This is a genomic window from Natronorubrum bangense, assembly GCF_004799645.1.
In the GTDB taxonomy this organism is placed as follows: Archaea; Halobacteriota; Halobacteria; order Halobacteriales; family Natrialbaceae; genus Natronorubrum; species Natronorubrum bangense.
Genome location: NZ_CP031305.1, coordinates 1,888,099 through 1,914,430 on the forward strand (window position 1 = coordinate 1,888,099; position 26,332 = coordinate 1,914,430).

The 26,332-nt window shown below is 64.0% G+C and carries 26 protein-coding genes and 1 tRNA gene; 17 read left to right on the plus strand and 10 right to left on the minus strand.

The window, feature by feature from the left end:
• The first annotated feature begins 488 nt into the window (after positions 1-488).
• The 4 genes from tuf to DV706_RS09435 all read left to right on the plus strand — a co-directional run bounded on the left by tuf (position 489) and on the right by DV706_RS09435 (position 3,020).
• Positions 489-1,751, plus strand: a complete 1,263-nt coding sequence (tuf, locus tag DV706_RS09420; RefSeq protein ID WP_006064867.1) for a translation elongation factor EF-1 subunit alpha — start codon at positions 489-491, stop codon at positions 1,749-1,751.
• The gene (rpsJ, locus tag DV706_RS09425) at positions 1,752-2,060 is read left to right on the plus strand and encodes a 30S ribosomal protein S10 (protein ID WP_004215311.1); all 309 of its coding nucleotides are present in this window, start codon (positions 1,752-1,754) and stop codon (positions 2,058-2,060) included.
• 131 nt (positions 2,061-2,191) lie between these two features.
• A complete protein-coding gene (locus tag DV706_RS09430; RefSeq protein ID WP_006064866.1) occupies positions 2,192-2,869 on the plus strand; it encodes a rhomboid family intramembrane serine protease in 678 nt (225 codons plus the stop codon).
• Positions 2,870-2,948: 79 nt separating this feature from the next.
• Positions 2,949-3,020, plus strand: a tRNA-Ala gene (locus DV706_RS09435).
• A gap of 503 nt (positions 3,021-3,523) precedes the next feature.
• Here DV706_RS09435 and DV706_RS09440 read toward each other — a convergent pair.
• Complete coding sequence (locus DV706_RS09440; RefSeq protein ID WP_006064865.1) at positions 3,524-3,838, minus strand: hypothetical protein; 315 nt, start codon at positions 3,836-3,838, stop codon at positions 3,524-3,526.
• A 106-nt stretch (positions 3,839-3,944) separates the two neighbouring features.
• On the opposite strand from DV706_RS09440, the gene DV706_RS09445 reads away from it, so the two are divergent.
• Complete coding sequence (locus DV706_RS09445; protein ID WP_006064864.1) at positions 3,945-4,958, plus strand: beta propeller repeat protein; 1,014 nt, start codon at positions 3,945-3,947, stop codon at positions 4,956-4,958.
• Positions 4,959-4,992: 34 nt separating this feature from the next.
• Here DV706_RS09445 and DV706_RS09450 read toward each other — a convergent pair whose 3' ends face one another.
• Together DV706_RS09450 and DV706_RS09455 are read right to left on the minus strand one after the other, a co-directional pair.
• Positions 4,993-5,766: a hypothetical protein gene (locus tag DV706_RS09450; protein WP_006064863.1), complete on the minus strand. Its 774-nt coding sequence runs from the start codon at positions 5,764-5,766 to the stop codon at positions 4,993-4,995.
• A gap of 2 nt (positions 5,767-5,768) precedes the next feature.
• On the minus strand, positions 5,769-7,001 hold the full coding sequence (locus DV706_RS09455; protein WP_049889660.1) for a PQQ-binding-like beta-propeller repeat protein: 1,233 nt from the start codon (positions 6,999-7,001) through the stop codon (positions 5,769-5,771).
• Positions 7,002-7,207: 206 nt separating this feature from the next.
• Here DV706_RS09455 and DV706_RS09460 point away from each other — a divergent pair, with 206 nt between their 5' ends.
• The 5 genes from DV706_RS09460 (at position 7,208) to DV706_RS09480 (ending at position 10,478) form a co-directional block, all read left to right on the plus strand.
• The gene (locus tag DV706_RS09460; RefSeq protein ID WP_006064861.1) at positions 7,208-7,525 is read left to right on the plus strand and encodes a 30S ribosomal protein S24e; all 318 of its coding nucleotides are present in this window, start codon (positions 7,208-7,210) and stop codon (positions 7,523-7,525) included.
• Position 7,526: 1 nt separating this feature from the next.
• Complete coding sequence (locus DV706_RS09465; protein WP_006064860.1) at positions 7,527-7,661, plus strand: 30S ribosomal protein S27ae; 135 nt, start codon at positions 7,527-7,529, stop codon at positions 7,659-7,661.
• Positions 7,662-7,719: 58 nt separating this feature from the next.
• Positions 7,720-9,381 (plus strand): bifunctional N(6)-L-threonylcarbamoyladenine synthase/serine/threonine protein kinase, encoded by a 1,662-nt coding sequence (locus tag DV706_RS09470; protein ID WP_006064859.1) that lies wholly within the window; start codon positions 7,720-7,722, stop codon positions 9,379-9,381.
• Between the two features lie 129 nt (positions 9,382-9,510).
• The gene (locus DV706_RS09475) at positions 9,511-9,795 is read left to right on the plus strand and encodes a DUF5808 domain-containing protein (RefSeq protein WP_006064858.1); all 285 of its coding nucleotides are present in this window, start codon (positions 9,511-9,513) and stop codon (positions 9,793-9,795) included.
• Between the two features lie 131 nt (positions 9,796-9,926).
• A complete protein-coding gene (locus DV706_RS09480) occupies positions 9,927-10,478 on the plus strand; it encodes an XTP/dITP diphosphatase (protein ID WP_006064857.1) in 552 nt (183 codons plus the stop codon).
• A gap of 21 nt (positions 10,479-10,499) precedes the next feature.
• On the opposite strand, the gene DV706_RS09485 is transcribed toward DV706_RS09480, so the two are convergent.
• The 5 genes from DV706_RS09485 to DV706_RS09505 form a co-directional block, all read right to left on the minus strand.
• Positions 10,500-10,973, minus strand: coding sequence for a DUF7384 family protein (locus tag DV706_RS09485; RefSeq protein WP_006064856.1), 474 nt, complete (start codon positions 10,971-10,973; stop codon positions 10,500-10,502).
• A 196-nt stretch (positions 10,974-11,169) separates the two neighbouring features.
• On the minus strand, positions 11,170-12,282 hold the full coding sequence (locus DV706_RS09490; protein WP_006064855.1) for a putative sulfate/molybdate transporter: 1,113 nt from the start codon (positions 12,280-12,282) through the stop codon (positions 11,170-11,172).
• A 144-nt stretch (positions 12,283-12,426) separates the two neighbouring features.
• Complete coding sequence (locus tag DV706_RS09495; RefSeq protein ID WP_049889642.1) at positions 12,427-14,028, minus strand: methyl-accepting chemotaxis protein; 1,602 nt, start codon at positions 14,026-14,028, stop codon at positions 12,427-12,429.
• Positions 14,021-14,647: a heme NO-binding domain-containing protein gene (locus DV706_RS09500; protein WP_006064853.1), complete on the minus strand. Its 627-nt coding sequence runs from the start codon at positions 14,645-14,647 to the stop codon at positions 14,021-14,023. Before DV706_RS09500 ends, DV706_RS09495 begins: the two co-directional genes overlap by 8 nt.
• Positions 14,648-14,772: 125 nt before the next feature.
• Positions 14,773-15,654, minus strand: coding sequence for a dihydrodipicolinate synthase family protein (locus DV706_RS09505; RefSeq protein WP_006064852.1), 882 nt, complete (start codon positions 15,652-15,654; stop codon positions 14,773-14,775).
• Between the two features lie 135 nt (positions 15,655-15,789).
• On the opposite strand from DV706_RS09505, the gene DV706_RS09510 reads away from it, so the two are divergent.
• Positions 15,790-16,806, plus strand: coding sequence for an AIR synthase family protein (locus DV706_RS09510; RefSeq protein WP_006064851.1), 1,017 nt, complete (start codon positions 15,790-15,792; stop codon positions 16,804-16,806).
• A gap of 24 nt (positions 16,807-16,830) precedes the next feature.
• On the opposite strand, the gene DV706_RS09515 is transcribed toward DV706_RS09510, so the two are convergent.
• Positions 16,831-17,382, minus strand: a complete 552-nt coding sequence (locus tag DV706_RS09515; protein WP_136350852.1) for a cysteine hydrolase family protein — start codon at positions 17,380-17,382, stop codon at positions 16,831-16,833.
• 153 nt (positions 17,383-17,535) lie between these two features.
• Here DV706_RS09515 and thiD point away from each other — a divergent pair, with 153 nt between their 5' ends.
• From thiD to DV706_RS09540, 5 genes are all read left to right on the plus strand, one after another.
• Positions 17,536-18,897, plus strand: coding sequence for a bifunctional hydroxymethylpyrimidine kinase/phosphomethylpyrimidine kinase (gene thiD / locus DV706_RS09520; RefSeq protein WP_049889639.1), 1,362 nt, complete (start codon positions 17,536-17,538; stop codon positions 18,895-18,897).
• A complete protein-coding gene (locus DV706_RS09525) occupies positions 18,894-19,892 on the plus strand; it encodes a TIGR03560 family F420-dependent LLM class oxidoreductase (protein WP_006064848.1) in 999 nt (332 codons plus the stop codon). The genes thiD and DV706_RS09525 overlap by 4 nt, the downstream gene beginning before the upstream one ends.
• Positions 19,893-19,968: 76 nt before the next feature.
• Positions 19,969-20,298 carry a hypothetical protein gene (locus tag DV706_RS09530; RefSeq protein WP_006064847.1) on the plus strand — a complete coding sequence of 110 codons (330 nt, stop codon included), beginning with the start codon at positions 19,969-19,971 and terminating at the stop codon, positions 20,296-20,298.
• Between the two features lie 81 nt (positions 20,299-20,379).
• Positions 20,380-21,801, plus strand: a complete 1,422-nt coding sequence (locus DV706_RS09535) for an APC family permease (protein WP_006064846.1) — start codon at positions 20,380-20,382, stop codon at positions 21,799-21,801.
• A complete protein-coding gene (locus DV706_RS09540; protein WP_006064845.1) occupies positions 21,801-22,550 on the plus strand; it encodes a universal stress protein in 750 nt (249 codons plus the stop codon). Before DV706_RS09535 ends, DV706_RS09540 begins: the two co-directional genes overlap by 1 nt.
• A 66-nt stretch (positions 22,551-22,616) precedes the next feature.
• Here DV706_RS09540 and DV706_RS09545 read toward each other — a convergent pair whose 3' ends face one another.
• Positions 22,617-23,453, minus strand: a complete 837-nt coding sequence (locus DV706_RS09545; protein WP_006064844.1) for a universal stress protein — start codon at positions 23,451-23,453, stop codon at positions 22,617-22,619.
• 123 nt (positions 23,454-23,576) lie between these two features.
• Here DV706_RS09545 and mutS point away from each other — a divergent pair, with 123 nt between their 5' ends.
• Positions 23,577-26,210, plus strand: coding sequence for a DNA mismatch repair protein MutS (mutS, locus tag DV706_RS09550; protein WP_006064843.1), 2,634 nt, complete (start codon positions 23,577-23,579; stop codon positions 26,208-26,210).
• Positions 26,211-26,332: the final 122 nt, after the last annotated feature.

Genomic DNA, 26,332 nt, shown 5'->3' on the forward strand with positions numbered 1-26,332 from the left:
CGACACACTCCGTCCGTTCACTTTTCACTCGAAATTTGACGTTCTCGGAACGCCGCGCGCGAGCGGTGGATCCAGTATAGTAACAACTGAACTGATTGACACACTGTACTATCTGACAGAGCTATAGTAACAACTGAACCGATGGACACACGCATCGCATAGCCGTCGTGCGATGCGGTGTGCAGTGACGTTCAGTAGCTACTATATTCAACGCTCGATCGCGCTACTGCGGCCGTCACCTTCGGGGACGGCCGCGAATTCGGTACCGACGTTTCACTGACTGCTGTCCCACAGTACAACAGACGGTCGTTCGCCGTGAGGACTCCCGATTTGGCGTTTCGTTTCCGCCGGTTGAACGTCCTGTACCGTGTGAATACTAGACAAACCGCAAGAAGGCGTCGGGGTCGACAGAATACGCTTTCGAAATGGTTTTAACCGCAACGAGCAAAATAGACCGATATAAGCGCCTTTGCGCGTGAGCTACAACAATGAGCGAACAACACCAGAACCTGGCCGTCATCGGCCACGTTGACCACGGGAAGAGTACGCTCGTGGGACGCCTCCTCTACGAGACGGGGAGCGTACCAGAGCACGTCATCGAACAGCACCGCGAAGAAGCAGAAGAGAAAGGCAAGGGCGGATTCGAGTTCGCCTACGTCATGGACAACCTCGCAGAAGAGCGAGAGCGTGGTGTCACCATCGACATCGCCCACCAGGAGTTCACCACCGACGAGTACGACTTTACTATCGTCGACTGTCCTGGCCACCGCGACTTCGTGAAGAACATGATCACGGGCGCATCCCAGGCGGACAACGCCGTCCTCGTCGTCGCCGCTGACGACGGTGTCGCGCCCCAGACCCAGGAGCACGTCTTCCTGGCTCGCACCCTCGGTATCGACGAACTCATCATCGGCGTCAACAAGATGGACGTTGTCGACTACAAGGAGTCGACCTACGACGACGTCGTCGAAGAGGTTACGCAGCTGCTCAAGCAGGTCCAGTTCAACACCGAGGACGCCTCGTTCATCCCGATCTCGGCGTTCGAAGGCGACAACATCGCCGAGGCCTCCGACAACACGCCGTGGTACGACGGCGAGACCCTGCTCGAGGCACTCAACAGCCTGCCAGCACCACAGCCACCAACGGACGCACCGCTCCGACTCCCGATTCAGGACGTCTACACGATCTCCGGCATCGGTACCGTCCCAGTCGGACGTATCGAGACCGGTATCATGAACATCGGCGACAACGTCTCCTTCCAGCCATCGGACGTCGGTGGCGAAGTCAAGACGATCGAGATGCACCACGAAGAGGTGCCAAAAGCCGAGCCCGGTGACAACGTTGGATTCAACGTCCGCGGCATCGGTAAGGACGACATCCGCCGTGGTGACGTCTGTGGTCCAGCCGACGACCCACCAAGCGTCGCCGAGACGTTCCAGGCGCAGATCGTCGTCATGCAGCACCCATCCGTGATCACGGCCGGCTACACGCCAGTCTTCCACGCCCACACGGCTCAGGTCGCCTGTACGATCGAATCCATCGACAAGAAAATGGACCCCGCAAGCGGCGAGGTCGCCGAGGAGAACCCAGACTTCATCCAGTCGGGTGACGCTGCTGTGGTCACCATCCGACCACAAAAGCCCCTCAGCATCGAGCCATCGAGCGAGATCCCAGAACTCGGGAGCTTCGCCATCCGCGACATGGGTCAGACCATCGCGGCCGGGAAGGTTCTCGAGGTCCACGACAAATAAATGCAGCAGGCACGCGTTCGACTCGCGGGCACGAGTCCAGACGACTTAGACGACATCTGCGACGACGTCCGCGAGATTGCGAACAACACCGGCGTCAACCTGAGCGGTCCGATCCCGCTGCCGACGAAGACCCTCGAGGTGCCGACCCGGAAGTCGCCTGACGGCGAGGGTACCGCCACGTGGGAGCACTGGGAGATGCGCGTCCACAAGCGCCTGATCGATCTGGACGCCGACGAACGCGCACTCCGCCAGCTCATGCGCATTCAGGTGCCAAACGACGTCTCCATCGAGATCGTCCTCGAAGACTAACGGCCGATCGCGACCGGAATCCGTTTTTCACCGTTTTCTTACTCTGGTCACGAGCACCTGCGCTCGAGTGACGGTCGCGCTTGGTGCAATCCGGCAGAGGGGCTTTTGTTCTTCGCTGCCCACTAGCTGCCATGGTGGATCGATCGCGGTCGCGGTCGGGACGCAGACGCCGATCCGGGACAGACACAGTTGACTCGAGCAGTCCGATCTTCGATCTGCTGGTCGTCTTCGCCCTCGTGTTCGTGGTCCAACAGTTCACGGCGCTGCTCGGACTCGGCGTGATGGCCGGGCTGTTCGTCCTCGCACCGCCGTTGACCACCAATCCGTGGACAGTCGTCACGAGCGTCTACGCCCACGGCGGCGTTGGGCACCTACTCTCGAACAGCCTCGCGCTGGTCGTCTTCGGCTGGCCAGTCGCTCGAGCGACGACGAGACTGCGATTTCACGCGTTCTTTCTCGTGACGGGCGCGATCGCCGGCGTCTCACAGATCCTCCTGACGAACGCCGCAGCGTCGGCACCGCTGATCAGCGTCGCGGGAACCCAAGGCGTCCTCGGTGCCAGCGGCGCCGTCTTCGCACTGCTTGGCTATCTCATCGCCTCGAACCGGCTCTCGAGTAGCCTGCGCTCCGTTGTCGACATCCCACGATGGCTGGTCATCATCATCGTCATTGGCCTCGCAACTGCCGTCACGCTGGCAACTGCAGCTCCCGGTGTCGCGTTGCTCGCTCACTTTACGGGCTTTCTCCTCGGTCTGCTCGCTGGCCGTGTGCGCCTGTTGTCCGTCGGCTCACGTCGCGCCGCGATGTGACAGACTGCGTCGCCACCGGGCTCACACGTCGGCTGCGAAACACAAGCTACAAGTAGAATCCCTGGGTATGAATGCTCGAGGGCTCGTAGATCAGTGGTAGATCGCTTCCTTCGCAAGGAAGAGGCCCTGGGTTCAAATCCCAGCGAGTCCATCAGAATTTTGTATCGTTTCGAGTTACGTCGATAGTCGAATTCGTGGCGACTGACACTACAGTATGCAGCAGCGGTTCGACCCTCCCTCAAAATCGAGTGGTTGCCGGTACGGGATTCGCCCCCGCGTTGGCTGGCGATGTTCGTGGAGGGAACCGGGAGTGGTCATGGTCGGCGTGACGATTTCGCGTTGGTCGTCGGCCACCGTTCTATGACCACCCCAAAGCGGTCGCTGCCGACACCGCCAGTCGGCCAAAAATACTATACCTGAACTGACATTCCATGAAAATGGGCTGGGACGGTAGGTGGTGGTTCGTTTCCAGCCCGATATCGGATTTGATAACTACGTTCTTTAATCACACGATATCCGGTACCAAACACCGGCTTTCGAACGGCTGCTCGAGTCTACTGTGGCGTTGCCTGCTCGAGTCACAACCGTCGTCATCTCGCCAGTCAAACGCGCTCGAGCAGTTCTGGTTCGTCTCGGTGCCGTGCGTCCAAGCCGTTACCGCGCTGGCTTGCTCGCAAGCCACGAGTGGAGCCGTTCGACGAGAGCTGCAGCCACGGTCTCGGCAATTCGGTCGGGCGTCTCGGTGAGGTCCCAGACCACGTCGCCGGTCTGGGTGACCGTCACCCACCTGACGTAGTCTCCGCGGTCCAACTCGAGCAAGACGTCCTCAAGCGCTGCCTCGTCGAGTTGATAGTCGATCGTCGCTTCAATGCGGGCGGCGAGCTGGCTGGTCGTCGCGAGTACGCGATCGTCATCGGACTCGAGTGAGGGGCCAGCGGAGATCGTTGGGGAGGGTGGCTGCTTCGTCACGGTTGCTCGAGCGGTTGTGCGCCGGTCCGGATGACAGTTCGCCTTCAGAGGGCCGCCAACTATATGACTCCGAATCGTTAGGGCTTGTCGTTTCGTCTAGACTCCTATGCCGACCGTTTACGCCGCACTTCGGGATCGCCTGCTCGTCTGTACGAACGCCGACCGTCGCCCCAATGTGTGGACCACTGCCACTCGACTCGAGGGTCACACACTCGAGTGTATCGCTGTGTCGCCTGCCCGACCGGAGCGGGTGTTCGTCGGGACGTTCGAGGGTGGCCTGTTCCGGTCCCAGACGGGCGGCGAGTCGTTCGAGCGCCTCGAGACGGGGTTTGTCAGCGACGCCGTACTGTCGCTCGCCATCAGCCCACACGATCCGGACGTCCTCTATGCCGGAACGGAGCCGAGTCGCGTCTATCGCTCGACAGACGGTGGAGATACCTGGACGCAGCTCACGGGGCTGACTGCCCTCTCCTCTGCCGACGAGTGGTACTTTCCGCCGCGGCCCCACACCCATCACGTTCGCTGGCTCGAGGTCGATCCGTTCGATCCCGAGCGGCTGTACGTCGGCATCGAGGCGGGTGCATTCGTCCTGAGCACTGATGGCGGCGAGACGTGGCAGGAACGACCGGCCGGCTCCCGTCGGGACAACCACACGCTGGCGACCCACGCCGGACGGGAAGGGCGGGTCTACACTGCTGCTGGCGACGGCTACGCTGTAAGTGACGACGGTGGCAAGACGTGGTCACGTCCACAGGACGGGCTCGCACACACCTACTGCTGGGGGCTGGCCGTCGATCCCGCCGATCCGGACGCGGTCATCGTCTCGAGTGCGAGCGGCGCTCGGAGCGCGCACACAGCCGAGACGGCCGAGTCATACGTCTATCGGCGGACCGATGAGGTGCCCTGGGAGCGACTCGACGACCACGGGCTGCCGACGGGCGACGGCGTCGTTCGCGCCGTCTTCGAGACGACGGACGAGGACGGCGTCGTCTACGCGCTGAGCAACCGAGGTCTGTTCGTCACCGACGATTTCGGCGACGAATGGGGTCGCGTCGGGATCGACTGGGACGAGGAACTCAAGAGCCAGACACCTCGTGGGATCGTGGTCCTTCCGTCGTGACACGATCGAACGAATCACTCGAGTAACGATTACGTCAGTTGTCGACGCTCGAGTGCTCGAGCAGGACGACGATCGCGACGGCGTGGACTGGTGCCAGGAGGGCGGTCGTCGCGACCGTCCCGCCGGGAAGACTCGCGAGCGCCCACCCGGCGAGGCCGACGACGAGGATCACGCCGAAGACCGTCCAGCCGTGGCCACGCGTTCGGCGGACGCTCTCCAGCAGCGCTCGCTTCGGACTGCGGCCCGCGACGAGCAAGCCCGGAACGGCAAAGAGCCGGACGGTGACGGCGAGATACAACATCAGCAGCGGCAGTCCCCACAGCCCCATTCCCTGGAGCGCGTCGATCGATCCGAGCCCCCGCTGGACGAGGTCGAACACGATAACGAACCCGAAGACGGAGCCCACGGTCGCGAGCCGTACGTCCCGATCCATCGCGCGGGCCATCGTGACGACTCCCGCGAAGACGACCGCCACCAGGGGAAGCAGATACAGTGTGAGCCCCCAGGCGAGATACTCCGGGTGGAGGCCGACCAGCGACTCGAGCGGCGTCGCCGTCTGTGCCACGCCGGTCGGATAGCCGGCGTACTCGAGGTCGATCGAGAGGCCGTTCTCCCAGGGAATTTCCCGCTCGAGGGTCGGGATCGGATCGCGTCGCCGGAGCGCGTCGGCGACGGCGAGGACGAACCCCGCGATAGCGAACGGAACGAGCAGGGACGGGTTTCGACGGAGCCGGTCGACGGCCGCCGAGAGGACGTGCGCCACGGACGACTCTCGACGGTTGGCCCCGTCGTTTCGGTTGCGCGCCACTGTCAGCTCGCCTCCTCGAGTGCCAGCAGTCCCTCGTCGGTGAGGACGTAGAGCGTGCCGTCGTCGACGATCGGCTGCGTGAAGTACGTCGCCCCTTCGTAGGTCCACCGTCGGTCGCCCGTCTCGGCGTCGATCGCGACCAGTTCGGAGATCTGGTAGCCGAGGTAGACGACGCCGTCGGCGACGATCGGGTCCATGTCGGGACGGTAGTCGGCAGTCCACTCTCGCTCGCCGCTCTCGAGGTCGATCGCGTGCAGCGACTCCGCGCCATCGGTGACGAACACCGTCCCGTCGGCGACGGCGGCGCTGCCGTCGGTGCCGTTCCCGTCGTGAGTGTACTCCCACAGCACGCTCCCGTCGGCCGGATCGAGCAGCGTGACCCCTTCTCGGTCGGGGACGACGAGTCCCGCATCGGTCGCTGTCGGCGGCCCGAAATTGCGGTATCTCAGGGGGCTCTCCGTGTGTGGTTCGGGCCTGCTGCTCCAGCGAGTGTCGCCCGTCTCGGCGTCGAACGCGACGACGTCGCCGGGACGACTCGAGACAAAGACGGTCCCGTCGCGGACCGCCGGTCGGTTCGAACCGCTCGATCGTTCGTCGCCGACCGTTCGCTCCCACTGGACGCGGCCACTGCTTCCGTCCACGGCGACGACGCGATCGGTGTCGGGAACGATCGCGTACACCGCACCATCCGCAGCGACGGGTGACGGTTCCTGTGGGGACGAACTGGACCAGCGCTGGGTCTCCCGGCCGTGGCTGTACCAGCGCTCGGCGCCAACCGATCGTCCGAAAACCTCGTAGCCGCCGTCCGCGCTTAGTCCGAGCAGTCCCTCCCGGCCACTGACGGCGAGCGTGTCGCTTCGGTAGGCGCTCGCCGTGGCTCGAGCCGGAGTCGACCAGTACTGGCCGTCTCGCGTGAACCGAATCTCGCCGGTGTCGCGATCGAACGCGACGAGCGACTGCTGGCCGACCGCGTACAGCGTCTCCCCGACGAGAATCGGTGCCGTCAGCCCGTGCATGCTCCAGTCCGTATCTCGCTGCCACGCGACCTCGACGCCGTCTTTCGGCCCCCTCCCGTCGGGGTTGTACCCGGTTCCCGCGGGGTCGTACCGCGCCATTGGCCACTCGATTTCGGAGACACTCGAGACCGATATCGGTCCATCAAGGAACCGGGCGCCGCCAGCGAGGCCCGCGAGGGCGAAACCGCCACCGGCGAGTACATGTCGTCTGGAGGGCATCACCGAAGGGGTTCGCCCACAGAACATGTAAACACTCTCATTCGTTCGGGCTGAATTCAACGGCGGCCGTCCGCTTTGGTGTACTCACCTGAGCGGCGTTCTCGCCGGCCGACGGAGAGACCGACTCGAGTGCCCGTGCAATCGGGTGCATGCTTCGAAATCCTTTTAGGCGCTACACGGGCATAGTAGAGTAACTGAGTGATATCATGGACGTCGACATCATCTCCGAATCGGAGAACCCCATGTTGCATCGAACAGACGTTACCTTCGAACTGACCCACGAGGACGCCACGCCCTCTCGTCTGCAGGTTCGAGACAGTCTCGCGGCCAAACTGAACAAAGACGCCGACGAGGTCGTCGTCCGCAAACTCGACACCAAGTTCGGGATGCGCAAGACCGTTGGCGAGGCCAAAGTCTACGACACGGCCGACGACGCCCGCGAGGTCGAGCAGGACCACATGCTCGAGCGAAACAAGATCGGCGCTGAAGAGGCTGAGGCGGAAGCCGAAGCGGAGGAAGCATAACATGTCCCGACACGAACTCTACAACGACGACGGCACCACCGACCGAGAAATGTGTCCCCGCTGTGGCGACGTTTTCCTTGCTGACCACGGCGACCGCACCCACTGTGGCAAGTGCGGCTACACCGAGTGGGCATAACGGTACTGACCAGTTCCACTACTCGCCGCGCGTTCGTGTCGAGACGTAGATACCACACGTGAGTTCTGACACCCGAATCCTTGGAATCGAAGGCACTGCCTGGGCAGCCAGCGCAGCAGTGTACGATTCTACGACCGACGACGTCGCCATCGAGAGCGACGCTTACGAACCCGAAAGCGGCGGCATTCATCCTCGCGAGGCCGCCGAACACATGCACGAGGCGATCCCGCGAGTCGTCGAAGCGGCCCTCGAGCACGCTCGAGAAACCCACGATGGGCCGACGACGGAGCCACCCGTCGACGCGGTTGCGTTCTCGCAGGGCCCTGGTCTCGGCCCCTGTCTCCGTATCGTCGGGACGGCCGCACGGGCGCTGAGTCAGACGCTCGAGGTCCCGCTCGTTGGCGTCAATCACATGGTCGCCCACCTCGAGATCGGCCGCCACACCTCTGGTTTCGACTCGCCGGTCTGTCTGAACGCAAGCGGTGCCAACGCCCATCTCCTCGCGTATCGAAACGGCCGATATCGCGTGCTCGGGGAGACGATGGATACCGGCGTCGGCAACGCGATCGACAAGTTCACCCGCCACGTTGGCTGGTCACATCCCGGCGGCCCGAAAGTCGAAGCGGCCGCCGAAGACGGCGAGTACGTCGATCTCCCCTACGTCGTCAAAGGGATGGACTTCTCGTTTTCGGGGATCATGAGCGCCGCCAAACAGCGCTACGATGACGGGACTCCTGTTGAAGACATCTGCTTTTCGCTCCAGGAGAACATCTTCGGAATGCTCACCGAGGTCGCAGAACGTGCGCTCTCGCTGACTGGCAGCGACGAACTCGTCCTCGGCGGCGGTGTCGGACAGAACGCCCGGCTGCGCGAGATGCTTGCGGCGATGTGTGACCAGCGCGGGGCCAGCTTTCACGCCCCAGCTGCTCGGTTTTTGGGTGACAACGCGGGCATGATCGCCGTGCTCGGCGCAAAGATGTACGACGCTGGTGACACCCTCGAGCTTGCAGAGTCGCGCGTGAATCCGAACTACCGGCCTGATCAGGTGGCCGTCACGTGGCGTGGGAGGTCCGAGCGAAGCGAGGACCTCGAAATCGGATGCGAGACAGGAACGGTGCAGGGCGCTGAAGCCCTCGTCGACCTCGAGCCCGACGCCGGCCGCGTCACGAAGCGCCGCGTGTCGAAGACCTACCGCCACCCCGAACTCGACGACCGCCTCCGCCGTGAGCGCACGACTCTCGAGGCCCGACTGACGAGTCTTGCTCGTCGTGCGGGTGTTCCGACTCCCGTCCTCACCGACGTTGACCCAATCGACGCACGACTCGAGTTCGAGTACGTCGGCGAGGCCGATCTCCGCGATGGGCTGTCCGTCGAGCGGGTTCGCGACGTCGGCTGTCATCTCGCACGACTCCACCGAGCCGGGTTCGTCCACGGCGATCCGACGACGCGGAACGTCAGAGTCGGGCGGACGAAACGGCCGTCTCGAGATGGCGACTGCGAACGAACGTTCCTCATCGACTTCGGGCTCGGCTACCACACAGATCACATCGAAGACTATGCCATGGATCTGCACGTCTTCGATCAGAGTCTCGTCGGCACTGCCACCGATCCCACACCGCTCCGAGAGGCCGTTCGGGAGGGGTATCGCGAGGTCGGCGAACACCGTGTCCTCGAGCGTCTCGAGGACGTGGAGGGGCGTGGTCGGTACGTGACCGACTGAGACCGTCGGCTCCGGTGTGTCCACAAACGGTCTTCGGGTGTGCCATGAGACAGCGACGAGCGACGGTCAGGCTGCGCTGACGGAGACGAGCACCCAATACTCATATCACGGGAGACCGTACTGTCGCTCATGGCAGACAAGCCGACTTCCGGAGAGATTCTCGGGATACCGTACAACTTCGAACGACCGAACTTCAGCAACATCCTCTCCGCACACTGGCAACCCGGCGAAGGGATGCTCGTGGAGAAACCGTTCGGTGTTGGCTACACCCTGAACCTCGCCAACTGGCGCTCGTGGGTTGTCGTACTCGTCGCCGGCGCACTCCTGTGGCAGCAAGAACAGGGCTCCGCCGAGGAGTCTCAGGACGCCGACGACGAACCCGTCGAAGTCATCGTCGACGACGACAGCAACTAACGTTTTTATTGGGTCACGGCGACCCATCCTCGGGTGCGTTCGTGTAGACTGTGAGCCGCTGCGAGCGATCCCTCGAGCGTTCGAACCGATCAACCGACGCCTATTTTCCGTCTGGGACCCCCGCCTCGTACATGGCCATTCGATTCGTCACTGGAAACGAGGGAAAAGTCCGTGAGGCACGCGAGTATCTCTCGGGAATCGAACCAGTCGAACAGATCGAGTACGATTACACCGAGATTCAAAGCGACTCTCTTTCGGAGATCGCCGCCCATGGCGCTCGCGAAGCCTTCCGTGAATCCGGCTCTGAGCAGCCAGTGCTCGTCGACGACGCGGGGCTGTTCGTCGACGCGCTGGGTGGGTTTCCGGGGCCGTACTCGGCGTACGTCGAAGACACCGTCGGCGTCGAGCGCCTTTGGCGACTCGCACGCGATGAGGACAACCGTCGTGCACGCTTCAAAACGGTGCTCGCGTACGTGGATGCAACCGGCACCGAGACGTTCGAGGGCTCGGTCGCCGGGACGCTCGTTGCCCCGCGTGGCGAAGGTGGCTTCGGCTACGATCCGATCTTCGAGTACAACGGACAGACGATGGCCGAGATGAGTACCGAGGAGAAAAACGCGATCTCGCACCGTGGCCGCGCGCTCGCCGAATTTGCGGAGTGGTTCGCCGACCACGAGGCGTAGTCTCAGCGATCGACTCGCGTCTTATTCTCGCGGATCGCAGTCTGGGCCCGGATACGTGCCGCCTTCGACGGCCTCGTACAGACTTTCGGGATCGAACAGCCGCGCGAACGCATCCGGCGGGCGAACGCTGACGGCGACATAAGACTGCAAGGAAAGCCCGGCCTGTGCCGATCCCAGTCCGTCGTCGTACGACAGGAGGTGTGCTGCACCACCGCGATAGGCCGATGCGAGCGCCGGATGATCGCCTTCAGGATGGTCGACGGCGACGCGGTCGGCCTCGAGTCGCACCCGATGGTCGGCTGCGAGTTCCGGATCGGCAAGGGTCGTGACGAGCCGTTCCGTTTGCTCGAGCAAGGGATCGCTTGCGACCAGTTCGACCCACGAGTGACGGCGGACGTGATCGAGCGCTTCGCGGGCGTCACCGTCGACGAGCAGATCAGCAGCGAGGACGTCTGCGTCCGCAACGACACGTGCGGGGTTGGGCTGGTCAGGCATCGGTCGCCGCCTCCGAACCCGAGCAGTCATCGTTCGTCGTCCGGATCTCCTCGAGGTCGACGTCGTACGTGTTGGCGCGTTCGAAGAGGGATTCCCAGGACACTGTCATCGCTGGCTCTTCGATGCCCGGGGAGAAAAGCAGCGTGTCTCCCACGCTGTGTGGCGTTCGTTTCGTCCTGTGTTCGCCACCCAGCGCTCACCGACTCGTCTCCGACCGGGAGCTGAGCCAGCAGGCGACGGTCCCGAGGACGAAGGCAACGCCGACGTTGACCGCCAGTCCGACGACGCCAACGCCGATGACGATGACGAGCGCTCGAGACCCGGCGATTGGGGCGATGGCGGCTCGAGCAAGCTCGAGGGCGACGACGACGAGCAAGACACCGAGCAGGGAGAGCGGAAACGCAGCGAGGAGTGCGCCGGTGGCGACCAATGCGAGTGCGAGATAGCCCATGCCGAGGATGACGTTCGCGCCCCCGGTTCGGGCACCGAAGGCGTACTTGCCCGCGAGCCCGCCGCTGCCGTGACACATCGGGACGCCACCGATCGGGATCGCTGCGAGACAGGTTACGCCCATGCTCGTCGAGAGCGTGTCGGACGACACGTCTCGATCGTAGAGATCGCCACAGAGCAGGGCAGTTGCGATCGCTGCGTTCCCGACGGTCATGCCGAGCTGAGCCACGGTTCCCTCGAGGGCTGCGCCGGACAGCGTCGGTGTCCCTGCGGGAAAGAGTGTGGGATCGGGGAGTCGAGGTGTCGGCATCCCCGTCGTCGCGACGGCAACGACGCCGCCGAGACCGAGGACGAGCAACACGCTCGACTGTCGGTAGCCAACGACCGCAAGCAGGCCGACGACGGCGAGTCCGACGGCTGCAACCGGGAGGTTTCCAGTCGAGAGCCCGACCGCTGCCTCGAGCAAGAGCAAGGCGACGGCAAACTGGACACCTCGGATCGCGGGCTCGCCGACGACCGTCTGGAGGCGGCCGACGAGGCCGAGGTTCCCCACAGTCAGGAGGACACCGCCTGCGAGCAATCCGGCAGCGGCGAGTTCAGGATAGGAGAGCGAGCCAACGATCGCCAGCCCGATTAGGGCCTTCATCGGTTCGACAGAAAGCGGCATTCCGTAGTACACCCCCCAGACGATCTGGAAGACACCGAACCCGAGTAGAACGTGGGGGACGGAGACAGTCGTCGTCGCTGCGAGAGCAACTAACAGGGGGAGTACTGTAACCGAATCACCTAGCGCACCCGTGAGTTCGCTTGTAGAGATCTCGAGCCCAGAATCGGTCTCCGAGCGGAACGAGTGCGCCATCGGTGGCCGATATGCTCGGCGACCACTTCACTCTTCGCTGTAACCGATAACAATTACATTCTCGAGGTGGTCGTAGTGGATTCGGTTGCTTCGAGTCGCTCGAAAAAACGTCATTCAGCGCCGGTGAGGCGGTGTAGCCCGCCTCTATCTCGATGCTGGCTCTGCGTCGCCGATCGAATCCGGCACCGGAGTGGCTGTCGAGACTGCCTCAGGGTCGACGTCGTCGGCGGCTCTCGCCTCGGGCAGTTCGTAGCCGCTCTCGGTATCATAGCGCTCGAGATGCGCGTTCAACTCGCCGGCGTGTTCGGTGAGGACAGTCGCGCTGTGGGCGACGTGTGAGAGCGCATCGGCCTGTGCGGACGCACGGCGGGCCGCTCTGGCTGATGTCGTCGCGGTTTCGTTGCTCGTCTCGGCAGCGGTTTCGACCAGCACAACGACCTCTTCGGTCGCGGCCGCCTGCTGTTGAGTCGCTGCAGAGATCTCCTGGACGCCGTTGTTCGTCTGCTCGGCGAGGGTGGCGATCTCCTCGAGTGCGCTTGCGGCGTTTTCGACGTCGTCGGTGCTCTCGTCGATCCGCTCGCGGCTGGTTCGGACCTCTTCGGCCGCTGACATCGCTCGTCCTCTGAGCGTCTCGAGGCGTTCCTCGACCGATTTGACCGAGTCGTAGACCTCTTCGGAGAGGTTCTGGATTTCGTCGGCGACGGCACTGAATCCCTGCTCGCCGCTGTCGACGGATCGTGAGGCTTCGATGTTGGCGTTTAACGCCAGCATGTTCGTCTGCTCGGCGATATTACTGATCGAATCGACGAGATCGTCGATCTGCTCTGCTTCAGCTTCCAGTCGCTCGATTTCCTCGAGCGTCCGTTTGGTCTCCGCATCGATCACGTCCATCCCGTTGATCGCGTCGCTTGCGGCTTGACTTCCCTCTTGGCCGGCTCGTGCGGTTCGGTCTGCCGTATCAGCGACTTCTGAGGCCGTCGCGGCGATCTCTTCGATCGTCGTCGAGAACGACTCCATCTCCGCGGCGACGGTCCGAAGCTGTTCGTGTTGCTCCTCGTTGTCTTCGACGACCTCGGTCAGCGCCTCGCTCGTGCGGTCGCCCTCTGCGCGGACCGTCTCCATACTCGTGTTCAGTTCGTGACTGTAGGTGACGACCTCACCGGAGAACGACTTCAGCGTCGCGAACGTCTCCTCGATCTCGGCGATCATCTCGTTCGAGTTGCCCGCCAGTTCGTCGACCACATCGTGGCTTCCGGGGTGATCGAACCGCTGAGTGAGATTCCCGTCGGCGACCGACCGTGTCGTCTCCGCGTGTGTTTCGACCATCTCCTCGAGGTTCGTCAGCGACTGATCCGTTTGTTCGCTCGCTGCTAGCTGGTCCCGAATCGACGCGAGTGATGCCTCGAGAGCGCCGCTGTCACCGTCGCCGTCGGTCTGAAACGAGACGTCGTACGTCCCGTCCTCGAGCGTGGCCGTCCGGTCGGCGACGTCGGCGATCGTCTCGCGAAGCTCATCGCGCTCGCGCGGTGCGGTTCGGGCATCCGAGACTGCAGCGATGAGCATGGCCGTTGTGCCGGTGGCAACGACGCCGACGACTCCAACGCCGAGTAGCTCCGGCGTCAGATCGCCGAGGGCGACGGCGGCGAGGGCGACGGCGGCGACGCCGACGAGCATGATCGTGATGGCAAAGCCAAACGGCCGGTTCGACTGCAGCGCGTTCGGAAGCGCTGATGTGGAGTCAGTCATCGTTGCCACCAACTGGTGTGTCAGCCGTCGATTCGAACTCGAACTCGGCCGTCGTATCGGCCTCGAGCGCGGCCGTGTCGGTCGTCCGTCGAATCTCGAACCGACAGGCGTCGTCACCGTCGTGCATACACGTCTGTTCTTCGTAAACCAGGTTCTCGTCGAAGTGGTCTGCGACGCCCTCTATCGCGCCGCGAGCGATGTCACACAGCTTTCGGTCCGAGTCGTACGTGATCTTCACCCGGTTTTCGTCGATCCGTTCCGACCGAATCCGAGGTGTCGTCAGCGTCGTCAGATCCCGTGTTCGCAACGACGTGTGAAACTGCTGGATGTTCGCGATGAGTTCCAGTCCATCCCACTCGTCGTCGATGTGGAGATCGTAGGTCTCGAGCAGCGGCGGGACGACCCACTTTCCGTACTGAGCTAGAATCGTCCGCGGGCTCTGGTCGGTGAGTTCCCCAGCCGTGTGCACGAGTTCGTAGACGTCGCGGTCCGGATAGACCGTTACCGGAACGTAGACTTTCTCCTCGAGGTCGGCCTCTCGCTGAATCGACAGCCAGGCGTCCTCGCCGTAGGTGTCGACGACGAACGATTGCAGTGTTTTCAGAATTATGCCGTGCATTCAGCCTCCTCTCTGTTGGCTTCCCAGTCATTCACTGAAACTGATCTATCAATCATTATGATATCTGCCGGCTATTTCTGTCACTACATCTTAGCTGTTTTCCCCCTGACCCGTTGACAGCGACCTCACCGACCGGCTGTCGACTCGAGGGCGGCGTCGAGAATCGACTCGAGCGTTGCTCGCTCCTCGGCCGGAAGCGCCTGCAGTGGACGACGCGGCTCGCCGACTTCCTGGCCGCGCAGTTCGAGGGCGGCTTTGACGCCAGCAACGCCGTAGGTCCCCGTTACGGCACGGTTGAGTTCGACAAGGGCCGTATTCTGCGCTCGAGCTGCGTCGAGTCGACTCTCCTCGTGGGCGCGGTAGATCGCACTCGCCCGTTCGGGAGCGACGTTTGCCAGTGCGAGCACGCCACCGTCGGCGCCGACTGCGAGCCCCGCCGCATACGTACTTCCGCTGCCGACGAGCACCGAAAACGCCTCGTCGTCGGTCAGCGTGACGAGCCGCTGGACTGACTCGAGGCTCCCACTCGAGTCTTTGATCCCTGCGATGTTGTCGTGTGTGGCCAGCGAGCCAGCGGTCTGTGGCGAGAGCGTGTGATCGGTGAACTTCGGCACGCTGTATAGCACGATCGGGATCGGCGACTCGTCGGCGAGATCACGATAGTACGACTCGAGGGCCGCGTCGTCCGATCCGTAGTACGATGGTGTGACGACGAGTGCTGCATCTGCACCCGCCTCGGCAGCGCGTTCGGTCGTGTCGAGGGTTGGCTCGTACCCCTCATGACCCGTCCCCGCGAGAACGGGGAGATCGGTCGTCTCGGCGACGGTCTCGATGACGTGTACGCGTTCGTCGGCCGTCAGCAGCGGTGCTTCGCCAGTCGAGCCACAGGGGACCAGGAAATCGACCCCGTTCGTCTCGAGCCAGTCGGCAATCGTCGCGAGTCGGTTGTGGTCGATTGCTCCAGCATCGTCAAACGGGGTCACCAGTGGAACGCCAGTGCCGTGCATGAGTGAAACCCTCACAGTGGTTCCTAAAGGATACTTCGGTTCATCGCCTGACGGCGATCCGATCGAGTGCGACCAGCCAGTCGGTCTGTCTCGCAGATCACCATCGCTAAGATCACCCGGCTAAATCTCTCGAGCGTGAGCGACCTCGGCAAAATCGATCGTTCGTTTTTCGACCGCCACGTCGCGCCGAATCTCGGCGCAGCGCGCAGTGACGTTGCAATCGGCCCACAGCACGGCGTCGATTTCGGCGTCATCGATATCGGCGGACAGGCACTGGTGACCGCGACCGATCCCGTCTCGATCCTGCCGGCACTTGGCTTCGAGCGGGCAGCCCGGTTTGCGCTCGATCTCATTCTCGCGGATGTGGCCGTCAGCGGGATTGCGCCGTCGCATCTCTCGATCTGTTTCACGCTCCCCGAAACGATGGCCGACGACGAGTTCGCAACGGTCTGGGAGACGATCCACGCGGAGTGTGCCGATCTCGGTGTCGCCGTCGTCACGGGCCACACCGCACGGTATTCGGACCCCTCTCATCCGTGGGTCGGCGCAGCGACCGCGATGGGCGTCGGCAACCACGACGCAATCGTCCGCCCTGATGGTGCACGTGAAGACAACCGGCTGCTCTTGACCACCGGCCCCGCCGTGGAGTCCGTTGGGCTCTTGAGCACCCTCTTTGGCGACCAACTCGAGCTCCCTGACGACGTCGTCGCCGACGCACAGGCCCGACTCGAGGAGGTCTACTGCGTTCGTGATGCGCTCACTGCGGCCGCGGCTGGTCCCGTCAGGGCGATGCACGACGTGACTGAGGGTGGCCTCGCTGGCGCACTCAACGAGATGGCCGCCGGCGCGGACGCTCGATTCACGATCGACCGTGACGCCGTCCCCATGCGCCCCGGCGTGCAGGCGGTGTGTGACGCTCTCGAGATCGACCCGTGGGCGGCGACCAGCAGCGGTTCGCTGTTGCTCGCTGTCGATTCCGACGGTGTCGACGCTGTATGCGCAGCGCTCGAGGACCGCGACACCGTCGTCGCCGAGATCGGGCGCGTCGAGTCCGGTTCGGGCGTGGTCGTCGACGGCGAGGCACTCGAGCATCCGGACGTCGATCCGTCGTGGGACGCCTACGCCGAACTGGCCGACGCGGCCGACGAGTGACGCCGACTCCGGCTCCGTCGACGGCTACTCGCTGGCTTTCCACTCCTCGATGAGCTCGGATGCGGTCGTGCGGTCGGCGTTGTAGACCCGCGCTAAGTAGTCGAGACCGTCCTCGTACTCGTCTTCCGTGAACGCGTCCGTGCAATCCTCAGGGACGACGATCTCGTAGCCGTTGAAAAACCCAGTCGCGGACGTGTGGCGGACACACATGTTCGTATGGAGGCCGGTTATCACGAGCCGATCGACGCCGAGACTGCGGAGATGCTGGTCGAGCCCCGTCTCGAAGAACGCGTCGTAAAAACGCTTCTCGAAGACGTGGTCGTCGGCGTCGGGCTCGAGGTCGTCAATCACCGCGGCTCCCTCCGTCCCGCGCATCGCGTGTTCGCCCCAGACCTCGAGTTCGAAGTCCTCCGGTCGATGCGCGTCGTTGGCGTAGACGACCGGCACGCTGTGTTCGCGCGCCGCTGGCAGCAACTCCTCGCGGAGCGTCGGAATGATGTTCTCGGCGCGGTCGGCGGCGATCTCGCCGGTCACGAAGTCGTTTAGCATGTCCAGGACAATGACAACATCTCCCATGATATCCGTTTGCTCGAGCGAACGATATCGCTTTGGGGTACAACACAGTTTCCCGGACTGTCACGGCTGTCTGCAACGACCGTAAGCGACAGCGCGACCGACGCCGACCGACCGACCATCACCGCTTAGTATAACCGCGGAATACTCTCTTACATGAGAACGCCCGCACCCGACAGCCGACCCGTGGCGCTGACGATCGCCGGCAGCGACTCCGGTGGCGGCGCGGGGATTCAGGCCGACCTCGCGACGATGGCTGCCCACGACGTCTTCGGGACGTCCGCGATCACCGCCGTTACTGCTCAGCACACCCGCGGCGTCGAGTCCTCGCACGTCCTTCCGATAGCGGAAGTCGAGGCCCAACTCGAGGCTGTCACGGACGATTTCGACGTCGGCGCGGCGAAGACGGGGATGCTCGCGACGACTGAGATCGTCGAAACGGTCGCCGACCACGCCACAGCGTTCGAGTTCCCGCTGGTCGTCGACCCCGTGATGGTTGCGACCACTGGTGACCGGCTGCTCGAGCCCGAAGCCGAACACGCCTACGAGACTCTACTCGGAGAAGCGACGCTTGCGACGCCAAACACTGACGAAGCCGCGGTTCTGACCGGGATCGATGTCACCGACGAGGCGACGGCTCGCGAGGCGGGTGAGACGATCCTCGAGACGGGCGTCGATGCGGTGTTGCTCAAGGGTGGGCACGTCCCCGGCGAGACGGTTCGTGACCTGCTCGTCACCGACGATGGGACCCGCGCGTTCGAGCATCCGCGGATCGACACCGATGCAACCCACGGCTCCGGCTGTACGCTCGCCGCCGCCATTGCGGCCCGGTTAGCGAAGGGCGACCCGCTCGAGGTCGCCGTCGAGGGGGCGACCGACTTTCTCGCTCGTGCGGTGCGCTACTACGCCGACGTCGGAGAAGGCCCCGGCGCGGTCAATCACACGGTCGAGTTGCGAAACGCCGCTCACCGAGAGCCCACGGCCGAAGCGGTGCAGTCGGTCGTCGACCGACTCGTCGCCGCCGACGTCTCCGCGCTCGTTCCCGAAGTCGGGATGAACGTCGTCGGCGCGACGCCCTATGCCGAGTCCGTCGCCGAGACGGCGGCCGTCGAGGGCCGTATCACGCGGACGCTGTCGGGCAGCCAGCCCAACCGTGGGGTTCGATTCGGAGCTTCGAGCCACGTCGCCCGATTTCTCCTGTCGGCCCGTGAGTTCGTTCCCGACCTCCGGTTCGCAGTCAACTGCCGGTTCGGCCCGGACGTCGAGGACGCACTCGAGGCCCTTGGGTGGCCGGTCGCAGAGTACGACCGAGATGCGGAGCCGACAGACGTCAAAACTGCCGAGGGGAGCACGATGGGCTGGGGCGCACGCCAGGTTTTCGAGGGCCGGACGGAGCCACCGGTTGCCATCATCGACCGCGGCGACGTCGGGAAGGAAGCGATGACAAAACTCGTTGCGAGCGATCCCGAGACGCTCGCTGAGCGTGTGCTGGCGCTTGACGACGAGGTGACCGAATGACCGCAACCGAGACCGGAGCTGGAACCGCGACCGACCTCGACGTCGGCGTTATCCTCCCCCAGTACGGCACCGCCTTCGAGACGGTTCGGGAGACAGCCCTCGAGGCCGAAACGCTCGGCTACGACGCCGTCTGGCTCGAGGACCACTTCCAGTCGTGGATCGGAGACCCGCGCCGAAACACCTACGAGTGCTGGACGACGCTCAGTGCGGTCGCCGAGGCCACCGACCGCATCCGAGTCGGGACGCTCGTCACGAGCCAGTCGTATCGCCAGCCAGCGCTGCTGGCGAAGATGGCCGTGACGGTCGATCATATAAGCGACGGCCGACTCGAACTCGGTCTTGGCGCGGGCTGGTACGAAGCCGAGTACGACCGCTTTGGCTACGAGTTCCGGGAGCCGCCGGCCAAACGACTCCGCCGACTCGCCGAGACGGTCGAAATCCTGCAGGGACTGTGGACGAACGACACCTACAGCCACGAGGGACGACATCTCGAGGTCGACCTCGAGGACGCCTTCTGTGAGCCCCAGCCCGTCCAGGAGCCCCATCCACCGATCTGGATCGGCGGTGGCGGCGAGCAGTTCACGCTCCGATATACGGCTGCGCTGGCCGACGGCTGGAACTACGGGACGCTCGAGCCCGAGGGATTCGCCGAGAAACTCGACGTGCTCCGCGAGCACTGCGAAAGCGAGGCGCGCTACGACGAGATTCGCAAATCAGCCGAGCTGTTCGTCTTCGTCGGCGAGACGACCGCCGAGGCCGAAAAAAAGCGCGAGCAGTTCCAACGAGAGGTTCTCCCCGACGAACCCAGCGAGCCACGCGAGTTCTTCCTCGCGGGCTACCTCGAGACGGCTCCCACGGGGACCCCCGAGGAGGTTCGCGAGCGACTCGACGCCTACGCGGCCGTCGGTATCGAGACCGTCATGCTCGCGATGCCGAACGCGGCCGACGACGCCGACGACAGTCTGGCGCTGCTGGCCGACGAACTGCTTGCGTGAGGTTGGCCGCAGGTCGTTTTGCGTCGGGATGCCGGAACGGGAAGGCTCATTTTTGTGGCACACAGTGCCATGACGCATGGTCGAGAATCCGTTCGAGGCGGAGATCCGTGTCGGCGAAGTGCTGGAAGCGCAGGCGTTTCCAGAGGCGAATAAACCCAAGATGACCAAGCTCTGGATCGACCTCGGCGAGGACCACGGCGAGGTCCAGTCGGCGGGACAGCTGGACCACCACTACGAGCCCGCGGACCTCGAGGGCAGACAGGTGCTCTGTGCGACGACGCTCGGCTCGGTCCGGATCGCCGGCTTCAAATCCGAGGTGTTGACAGTCGGCGTCCCCGACGAGGAAGGGTATCCGGTTCTGGTCGAACCGGAGACGGACGTGCCACTCGGTGGGGTCCTGTTCTGATCGCCGACGATGGCGGCGACCCGTTTCCACCTGCCAGTAGTCAACAGTAACAATATAGGCCCGGCGTGAATCACGGCAAGTATGGGTGATACGTCGCCGTCGGCTGACGGGACCAACATCGAAGGCGAGTCGCCACAGGTCGAGCCGACGATCGAAACGGACGAGGCGACGATCACTGACGACGCCGAACTCGAGCGAACGATCGGGCTCACTGGCGGGCTCGCGATCGGGATCGGGACGATGATCGGTGCGGGTATCTTCGTCTTCCCCGGGCTTGCGGCGGGCAACGCCGGCCCGGCTGCGGCAGCGTCGTTTGCGATCGGAGCCGTCGTCGCGTTGCTCGTCGCGTTACCGGCGTCCGAACTCGCGACGGCGATGCCCAAAAGCGGCGGCGGCTACTACTTCATCTCGCGCGGGCTGGGCACGCTCGCCGGGGCCGTTGTCGGCCTCTCGCTGTGGTTCGGGCTGGTCTTTGCGACGGCGTTTTATCTGGTCGGATTCGGTTTCTACGCCGTCGACACGCTCGCCGAACTCGGAATTGCGGTCGGGAATGAGCTCGTGATCCCGATCGCGGTGCTGTTCGGTGCGGGCTTTACCGTGTTGAACGTCACCGGAACCGAGAACGCGGCGAAACTCCAGAACGGGATCGTCGCCCTGTTGCTCTCGATTCTGGTTGTCTTCCTCGGCTACGGCGGCCTCGATGCGGCGGGAATCGTCGGCGACCCATCCGCGCCCGAGCAGTTCGCGCCGTTCGGGACGATGCCCATCCTGACGACGGCCGCGCTCGTGTTCACGTCGTATCTCGGCTTCGCACAGGTGGCGACCGTCGCCGGCGAGATGAAAGACCCTGGACGGAACCTCCCGCTGGCGATGGTCGGCTCGGTGATCATCGTCGGCGTGCTCTACGTGGTGACGATCTTCGTCGCGACGAGCGCGCTCGGGAGCGAACGCCTCGCGGAACTCGGCGAGACGGCGATGGTCGAAGTCGGCCGCCACTATCTCGGCGCGGCCGGCGCGTTCGCGATCGTCTTCGGTGGCCTGCTCGCGACGATGTCGAGCGCCAATGCATCGGTACTGAGCACGTCCCGCTCGATCTACGCCGTCTCGAGAGACGCCCTGCTCCCACAGCGGGCGAGTCGAATCAACCTTCGATACGGCACGCCCCACGTCGCACTGGGGATGGCTGGCGGGCCGATTCTCGTGCTGACCGCGACCGGGCAGGTGGAACTGCTCGCCGAAGTCGCCTCGTTCCTCCATCTCATCATGTACGGGCTCATCTGTGTCGCGCTGATCGCGCTGCGTCGCAACGAGCCCGACTGGTACGACCCCGACTTTCGGGTGCCGGGCTATCCCATCGTCCCGGCGCTCGGGGCACTCGCCAGCTTCGCCCTGATCGGGTTCATGCAGCCCGCCTCACAGCTCATCGGCCTCGCGATCATGCTCGTCACCGCCGGGTGGTATTTCTACTACGCCCGAGACGTGACGCTCAAGGGGAAACTCTAATGACACGCATACTCGTTCCACTGGCGATCCTCGAGGGTGAATCGGTCTCGGCCGGGCTCACGACGTTGCTCGAGCCGATGAACGTCACCGTACTGGGCTATCACATCCTGCCGGAACAGACGCCGCCGGATCAGGCGCGGCACCAGTACGAGGAGCGAGCCACCGACGCCCTCGAGGACCTCGCAGCCGAGTTCGGGGCCGACGAGGGCACCGCCGACTATCGCCTCGTCTTCACACACGATCGAAAGCAGACGTTCGATCGGATCGCCGCGGAGACGGCGTCGGACGTCTACGCCATCCCGGGTGCGACTGGCCCGGTCGAGAACCTCCTCGTAGCGCTGACCGGCGACGTCGCCGTCGAACGGATCGTCTCGTTCGTCACCGAACTGGTTGGCGGCCGCGATATCGGTGTCACGCTCTTTCTCGCAACCGACGACGAACACGCCGGTCGGGAGGCTCTCGAGGCGGCCGCCGTGACTCTCTTCGACGAGGGACTCCACGTTCGGACCGAACTCGCGGTCGACGAACCACCACTCGAGGCACTCGTCGACGCCGCCACCGGCCACGACGCGATCGTCATGGGCGAACAGGCCCCGTCGCTTCGCTCGCTCATCTTCGGCGAGGAGACCGAACGCGTCGCCGCCGAGTCGATCGGCCCGGTGCTCGTCGTCCGAAATATCGAGGATGCTGACGAGTCGGTCGAAGCCGCCGAGCGCCCGTCTCCGTCCGACGTCACCGACGACTCCTGACTGACGTCGCAGACATCCCTGCGCTGTCGGTCATCATGAGTCACCGGGACGGTGGCTCGAGCGCGCTCATGGCTCGTTGTCAGGGCTCTCCGTTTCGTCGGCTGTCGCCCCATCTCTGCCCGCGTCGTCGTCGATCGGGAGCTCAGTATCGTCGACCGTGAGCTCGGTGTTGTCGGCCTCGAGATACTCACCACGAATCACCAGCACTGGATTGACCGTCCCCTTGGCAAGCGTTTTGGCCCGATCTCTGAAAATGAACCGGCGAATCGATGGCCGACTCTCGCCGACGACGAGCAGATCGTGATCGCGTGTGGCATCGAGAATCGCCGTCGTCGGTGAGCCGTCGACCATGAGCGAGCTGTCGATCCGGTCGCGGTCGACGCCGGTGTCGGCCAGCGCGTCAACGGCGGCATCGAGGAGTTCGGTGCCACGCTCACGATCCGTCTCGTCGGCGACGACGTGGAAGAACGTCACCGTGAGCTCGGTGCCAGCAAGCAGCGTCTCGAGATGCATCGCAATGTGGTCGAGGTTGACCTCGCCGCGGATCGCGACGAGTACCGACTCGAGCACGGGCGCGGGATTGAGCAGCAAGACCGCATCACACGACGCTTCGACCGCGATGCGTTCGAACGTCTGCAGGCGATCGTGGGTAAAGACGAGTCGGGAGGTGACGTCGAGACAGCCGGCGTCTTCGAACGCGGTGTGGAGTTTCTCGAGTCCGGCTCGAGCGCGCGCGCCGTACTGGTCACGGGCATGATCCGTCCCAGTCTGGTCGGGCAGTTCGCGATACCCGAGCAAGACGATCGGGACCGATGCGAACGCATCGATGACTGTCGTGGGAACGGATTCGCCACCGAGGACATCAACCGGGATGAGCACGCGATGGTCGCGGGGAGCAGCCATTATCGGATACGATTCTCTAGGACAGCGAGCGTAATAGTCCTCTGTAGCGATGTTGATGACTGTCATCGTGGCCGATCACACGGATCCCGCAGGGTTTTAGCGATGGAAGGACAGTCACCGGGTATGACAGAGGCGACGGGGATCGTCGGGGAGTTCTTTTCGATCAAAGAGTCCACCGACGCCGACCTGCTGGCGATGCAGTGTGGTGACTTCTACGAGTTCTTTGGCGAGGACGCCGAGACCGTCAGCGACGAACTCGATCTCAAGGTATCTCAGAAGTCTTCCCATGGCTCGTCGTACCCGATGGCCGGCGTTCCACTCGCCGATCTCACGCCGTATCTCAAGGCGCTGGTCGAACGCGGCTACCGCGTCGCCGTCGCCGACCAGTACGAAACTGACTCCGGCCACGCACGCGAGATCGTCCGCGTCGTCACGCCCGGAACGCTCCTCGAGACGACCGACGCCGACGCACAGTATCTCGCTGCAGTAGTCGACGGCAGTGGCTCGGACGCCTACGGGCTCGCCGTTGCCGACGTGACCACCGGCCGGTTTCTCGTCACGGAGGCCGACGACGCCGACGACGCGCTGACGGAACTGTACCGATTCGACCCTGTCGAGGTGTTGCCCGGCCCGGAGACGCGAACCGACGACGACCTGCTGGGGCTGATTCGCGAGCGTATCGACGCGGCGCTGACACTCCACGAGACGGAGAGCTTCGCCCCGAAACGCGCGACTCACACCGTCCGCGAGCAGTTTGGCCGGGAGACAGTCGATCGCCTCTCGGTCGGCGAGCCAACGCTTTCAGCCGCCGGAGCGATTCTCGACTACGTCGAGGAGACCGGCACGGGTGTCCTCGCCTCCATGACTCGCATTCAGGCCCATCACGGCGACGACCACGTCACCCTCGATGCGACGACCCAGCGCAACCTCGAGTTGACCGAAACGATGCAAGGCGACAGCGACGGCTCGCTGTTCGAGACGGTCGACCACACCGAAACCAGCGCCGGCGGCCGCCGCCTGAAAGAGTGGCTGCAGCGACCTCGCCGTTCGCTTTCGGTCCTCGAGCGACGCCAGGAGAGCGTCGCGGCACTGGCGTCGGCTCCCCTCGCCCGCGACCAGATTCAGGACGTACTAAGCGAGGCGTACGATCTGGCCCGGTTGGCGTCGAAAGCGACCCACGGCAGCGCGGATGCGCGGGATTTCCTCTCGGTCCGGGACACGCTCGCCGTTCTCCCTGCGCTTGCAGACGCCATCGACTCGAGTCCCGACCTCGCGGCCTCGCCGCTCGCCGAAATCGTTGATCGACCCGACCGCGATGTCGCGCGGGAGTTACAGGAGTCACTCGCGACCGCAATCGCCGAGGAGCCACCGTCGACGGTGACACAGGGCGGGCTGTTCCAGTACGGGTACGACGAGGAACTCGACGAGCTCATCGAGCGCCACGAAGCGGTCATCGAGTGGCTCGAGACGCTTGCAGACCGCGAAAAACAAGCCCACGGCCTCTCTCACGTCACGGTCGACCGCAACAAGACCGACGGCTACTACATCCAGGTCGGCAAGTCCGCCGCCGACGGCGTCCCCGACCACTACGAGCAGATCAAGACGCTGAAAAACTCGAAACGGTTCACAACCGACGAACTCGAGGACAAAGAACGCGAGATCCTGCGCCTCGAGGAACGACGCGGCGACCTCGAGTACGAACTCTTCGAGGACCTCCGTGAGGAGGTCGCCGCCCACGCCGAACTGCTGCAAGACGTCGGCCGAACGCTTGCGACCGTCGACGCGCTCGCGAGTCTGGCGACCCACGCGGCCGAAAACCGGTGGGTCCAGCCCGACCTCCACGGTGGGGAGCGACTCGAGATCGAGCAGGGCCGCCATCCGGTCGTCGAGCAGACGACTGAGTTCGTCCCGAACGACGTCCGCTTAGACGAGGAGCGGGGTTTTCTGGTCGTCACCGGCCCCAACATGTCCGGGAAGTCGACGTACATGCGCCAGGTGGCCTGTATCGTCCTGCTCGCACAGGTCGGGAGTTTCGTCCCCGCCAAGGACGCCGAGATCGGCCTCGTTGACGGCATCTTCACCCGCGTGGGCGCACTCGACGAACTCGCACAGGGTCGCTCGACGTTCATGGTCGAGATGAGCGAACTCTCGAACATCCTCCACACGGCGACCGAGGAGTCACTGGTCATTCTGGACGAGGTTGGCCGTGGCACCGCGACCTACGACGGCATCTCGATCGCGTGGGCCGCGACGGAGTATCTGCACAACGAAGTGCAGGCGAAGACACTGTTCGCGACTCACTACCACGAACTGACCGGCCTCGCCGAGAACCTGCCCCGCGTCGCCAACGTCCACATCGCCGCGGACGAACGCGACGGCGACGTCACCTTCCTTCGCACCGTTCGGGACGGCCCAACCGACCGCTCGTATGGGATTCACGTCGCCGACCTCGCCGGCGTGCCCGAACCCGTCGTCGACCGCTCGAGGGACGTTCTGGAACGACTGCGCGAGGAGAAAGCCATCGAAGCGAAAGGTGGGACCTCGAGCGAGCCCGTCCAGGCGGTGTTCGACGTCTCGAGCGGCCAGTTCCGCGGCCCAGCCAACACTGATGGCGGCGAGTCAGACCAGGACGGCGAGTCGATCGATCCCGAGATGAAGGCCGTGCTCGAGGATCTCGAGAGAATCGACGTGAACACGACGCCGCCAGTCGAGTTGATCGCGAAAGTCCAGGAGTGGCAAGCGCAGTTAGAGGAGTAACGCAGCCAGTCGCCCGTTTCCGTTTTCAATCCGAGACTCGAGTGACTACACCAGCGGTGTCTGTGACTCGAGCCTGCGGACTACTAATGTAAAAATACTGGCTGATGCTAAAATATATACTT

Excerpts from the sequence above, each read along its gene's own strand:
- tuf (WP_006064867.1), top strand. The coding sequence starts at position 489 with ATGAGCGAACAACACCAGAACCTGGCCGTCATCGGCCACGTTGACCAC.
- rpsJ (WP_004215311.1), top strand. The coding sequence starts at position 1,752 with ATGCAGCAGGCACGCGTTCGACTCGCGGGCACGAGTCCAGACGACTTA.
- DV706_RS09430 (WP_006064866.1), top strand. The coding sequence starts at position 2,192 with ATGGTGGATCGATCGCGGTCGCGGTCGGGACGCAGACGCCGATCCGGG.
- DV706_RS09445 (WP_006064864.1), top strand. The coding sequence starts at position 3,945 with ATGCCGACCGTTTACGCCGCACTTCGGGATCGCCTGCTCGTCTGTACG.
- DV706_RS09455 (WP_049889660.1), bottom strand. The coding sequence starts at position 7,001 with ATGCCCTCCAGACGACATGTACTCGCCGGTGGCGGTTTCGCCCTCGCG.
- DV706_RS09460 (WP_006064861.1), top strand. The coding sequence starts at position 7,208 with ATGGACGTCGACATCATCTCCGAATCGGAGAACCCCATGTTGCATCGA.
- DV706_RS09465 (WP_006064860.1), top strand. The coding sequence starts at position 7,527 with ATGTCCCGACACGAACTCTACAACGACGACGGCACCACCGACCGAGAA.
- DV706_RS09475 (WP_006064858.1), top strand. The coding sequence starts at position 9,511 with ATGGCAGACAAGCCGACTTCCGGAGAGATTCTCGGGATACCGTACAAC.
- DV706_RS09480 (WP_006064857.1), top strand. The coding sequence starts at position 9,927 with ATGGCCATTCGATTCGTCACTGGAAACGAGGGAAAAGTCCGTGAGGCA.
- DV706_RS09485 (WP_006064856.1), bottom strand. The coding sequence starts at position 10,973 with ATGCCTGACCAGCCCAACCCCGCACGTGTCGTTGCGGACGCAGACGTC.
- DV706_RS09490 (WP_006064855.1), bottom strand. The coding sequence starts at position 12,282 with ATGGCGCACTCGTTCCGCTCGGAGACCGATTCTGGGCTCGAGATCTCT.
- DV706_RS09495 (WP_049889642.1), bottom strand. The coding sequence starts at position 14,028 with ATGACTGACTCCACATCAGCGCTTCCGAACGCGCTGCAGTCGAACCGG.
- DV706_RS09500 (WP_006064853.1), bottom strand. The coding sequence starts at position 14,647 with ATGCACGGCATAATTCTGAAAACACTGCAATCGTTCGTCGTCGACACC.
- DV706_RS09505 (WP_006064852.1), bottom strand. The coding sequence starts at position 15,654 with ATGCACGGCACTGGCGTTCCACTGGTGACCCCGTTTGACGATGCTGGA.
- DV706_RS09515 (WP_136350852.1), bottom strand. The coding sequence starts at position 17,382 with ATGGGAGATGTTGTCATTGTCCTGGACATGCTAAACGACTTCGTGACC.
- thiD (WP_049889639.1), top strand. The coding sequence starts at position 17,536 with ATGAGAACGCCCGCACCCGACAGCCGACCCGTGGCGCTGACGATCGCC.
- DV706_RS09525 (WP_006064848.1), top strand. The coding sequence starts at position 18,894 with ATGACCGCAACCGAGACCGGAGCTGGAACCGCGACCGACCTCGACGTC.
- DV706_RS09530 (WP_006064847.1), top strand. The coding sequence starts at position 19,969 with ATGGTCGAGAATCCGTTCGAGGCGGAGATCCGTGTCGGCGAAGTGCTG.
- DV706_RS09535 (WP_006064846.1), top strand. The coding sequence starts at position 20,380 with ATGGGTGATACGTCGCCGTCGGCTGACGGGACCAACATCGAAGGCGAG.
- DV706_RS09540 (WP_006064845.1), top strand. The coding sequence starts at position 21,801 with ATGACACGCATACTCGTTCCACTGGCGATCCTCGAGGGTGAATCGGTC.
- DV706_RS09545 (WP_006064844.1), bottom strand. The coding sequence starts at position 23,453 with ATGGCTGCTCCCCGCGACCATCGCGTGCTCATCCCGGTTGATGTCCTC.
- mutS (WP_006064843.1), top strand. The coding sequence starts at position 23,577 with ATGACAGAGGCGACGGGGATCGTCGGGGAGTTCTTTTCGATCAAAGAG.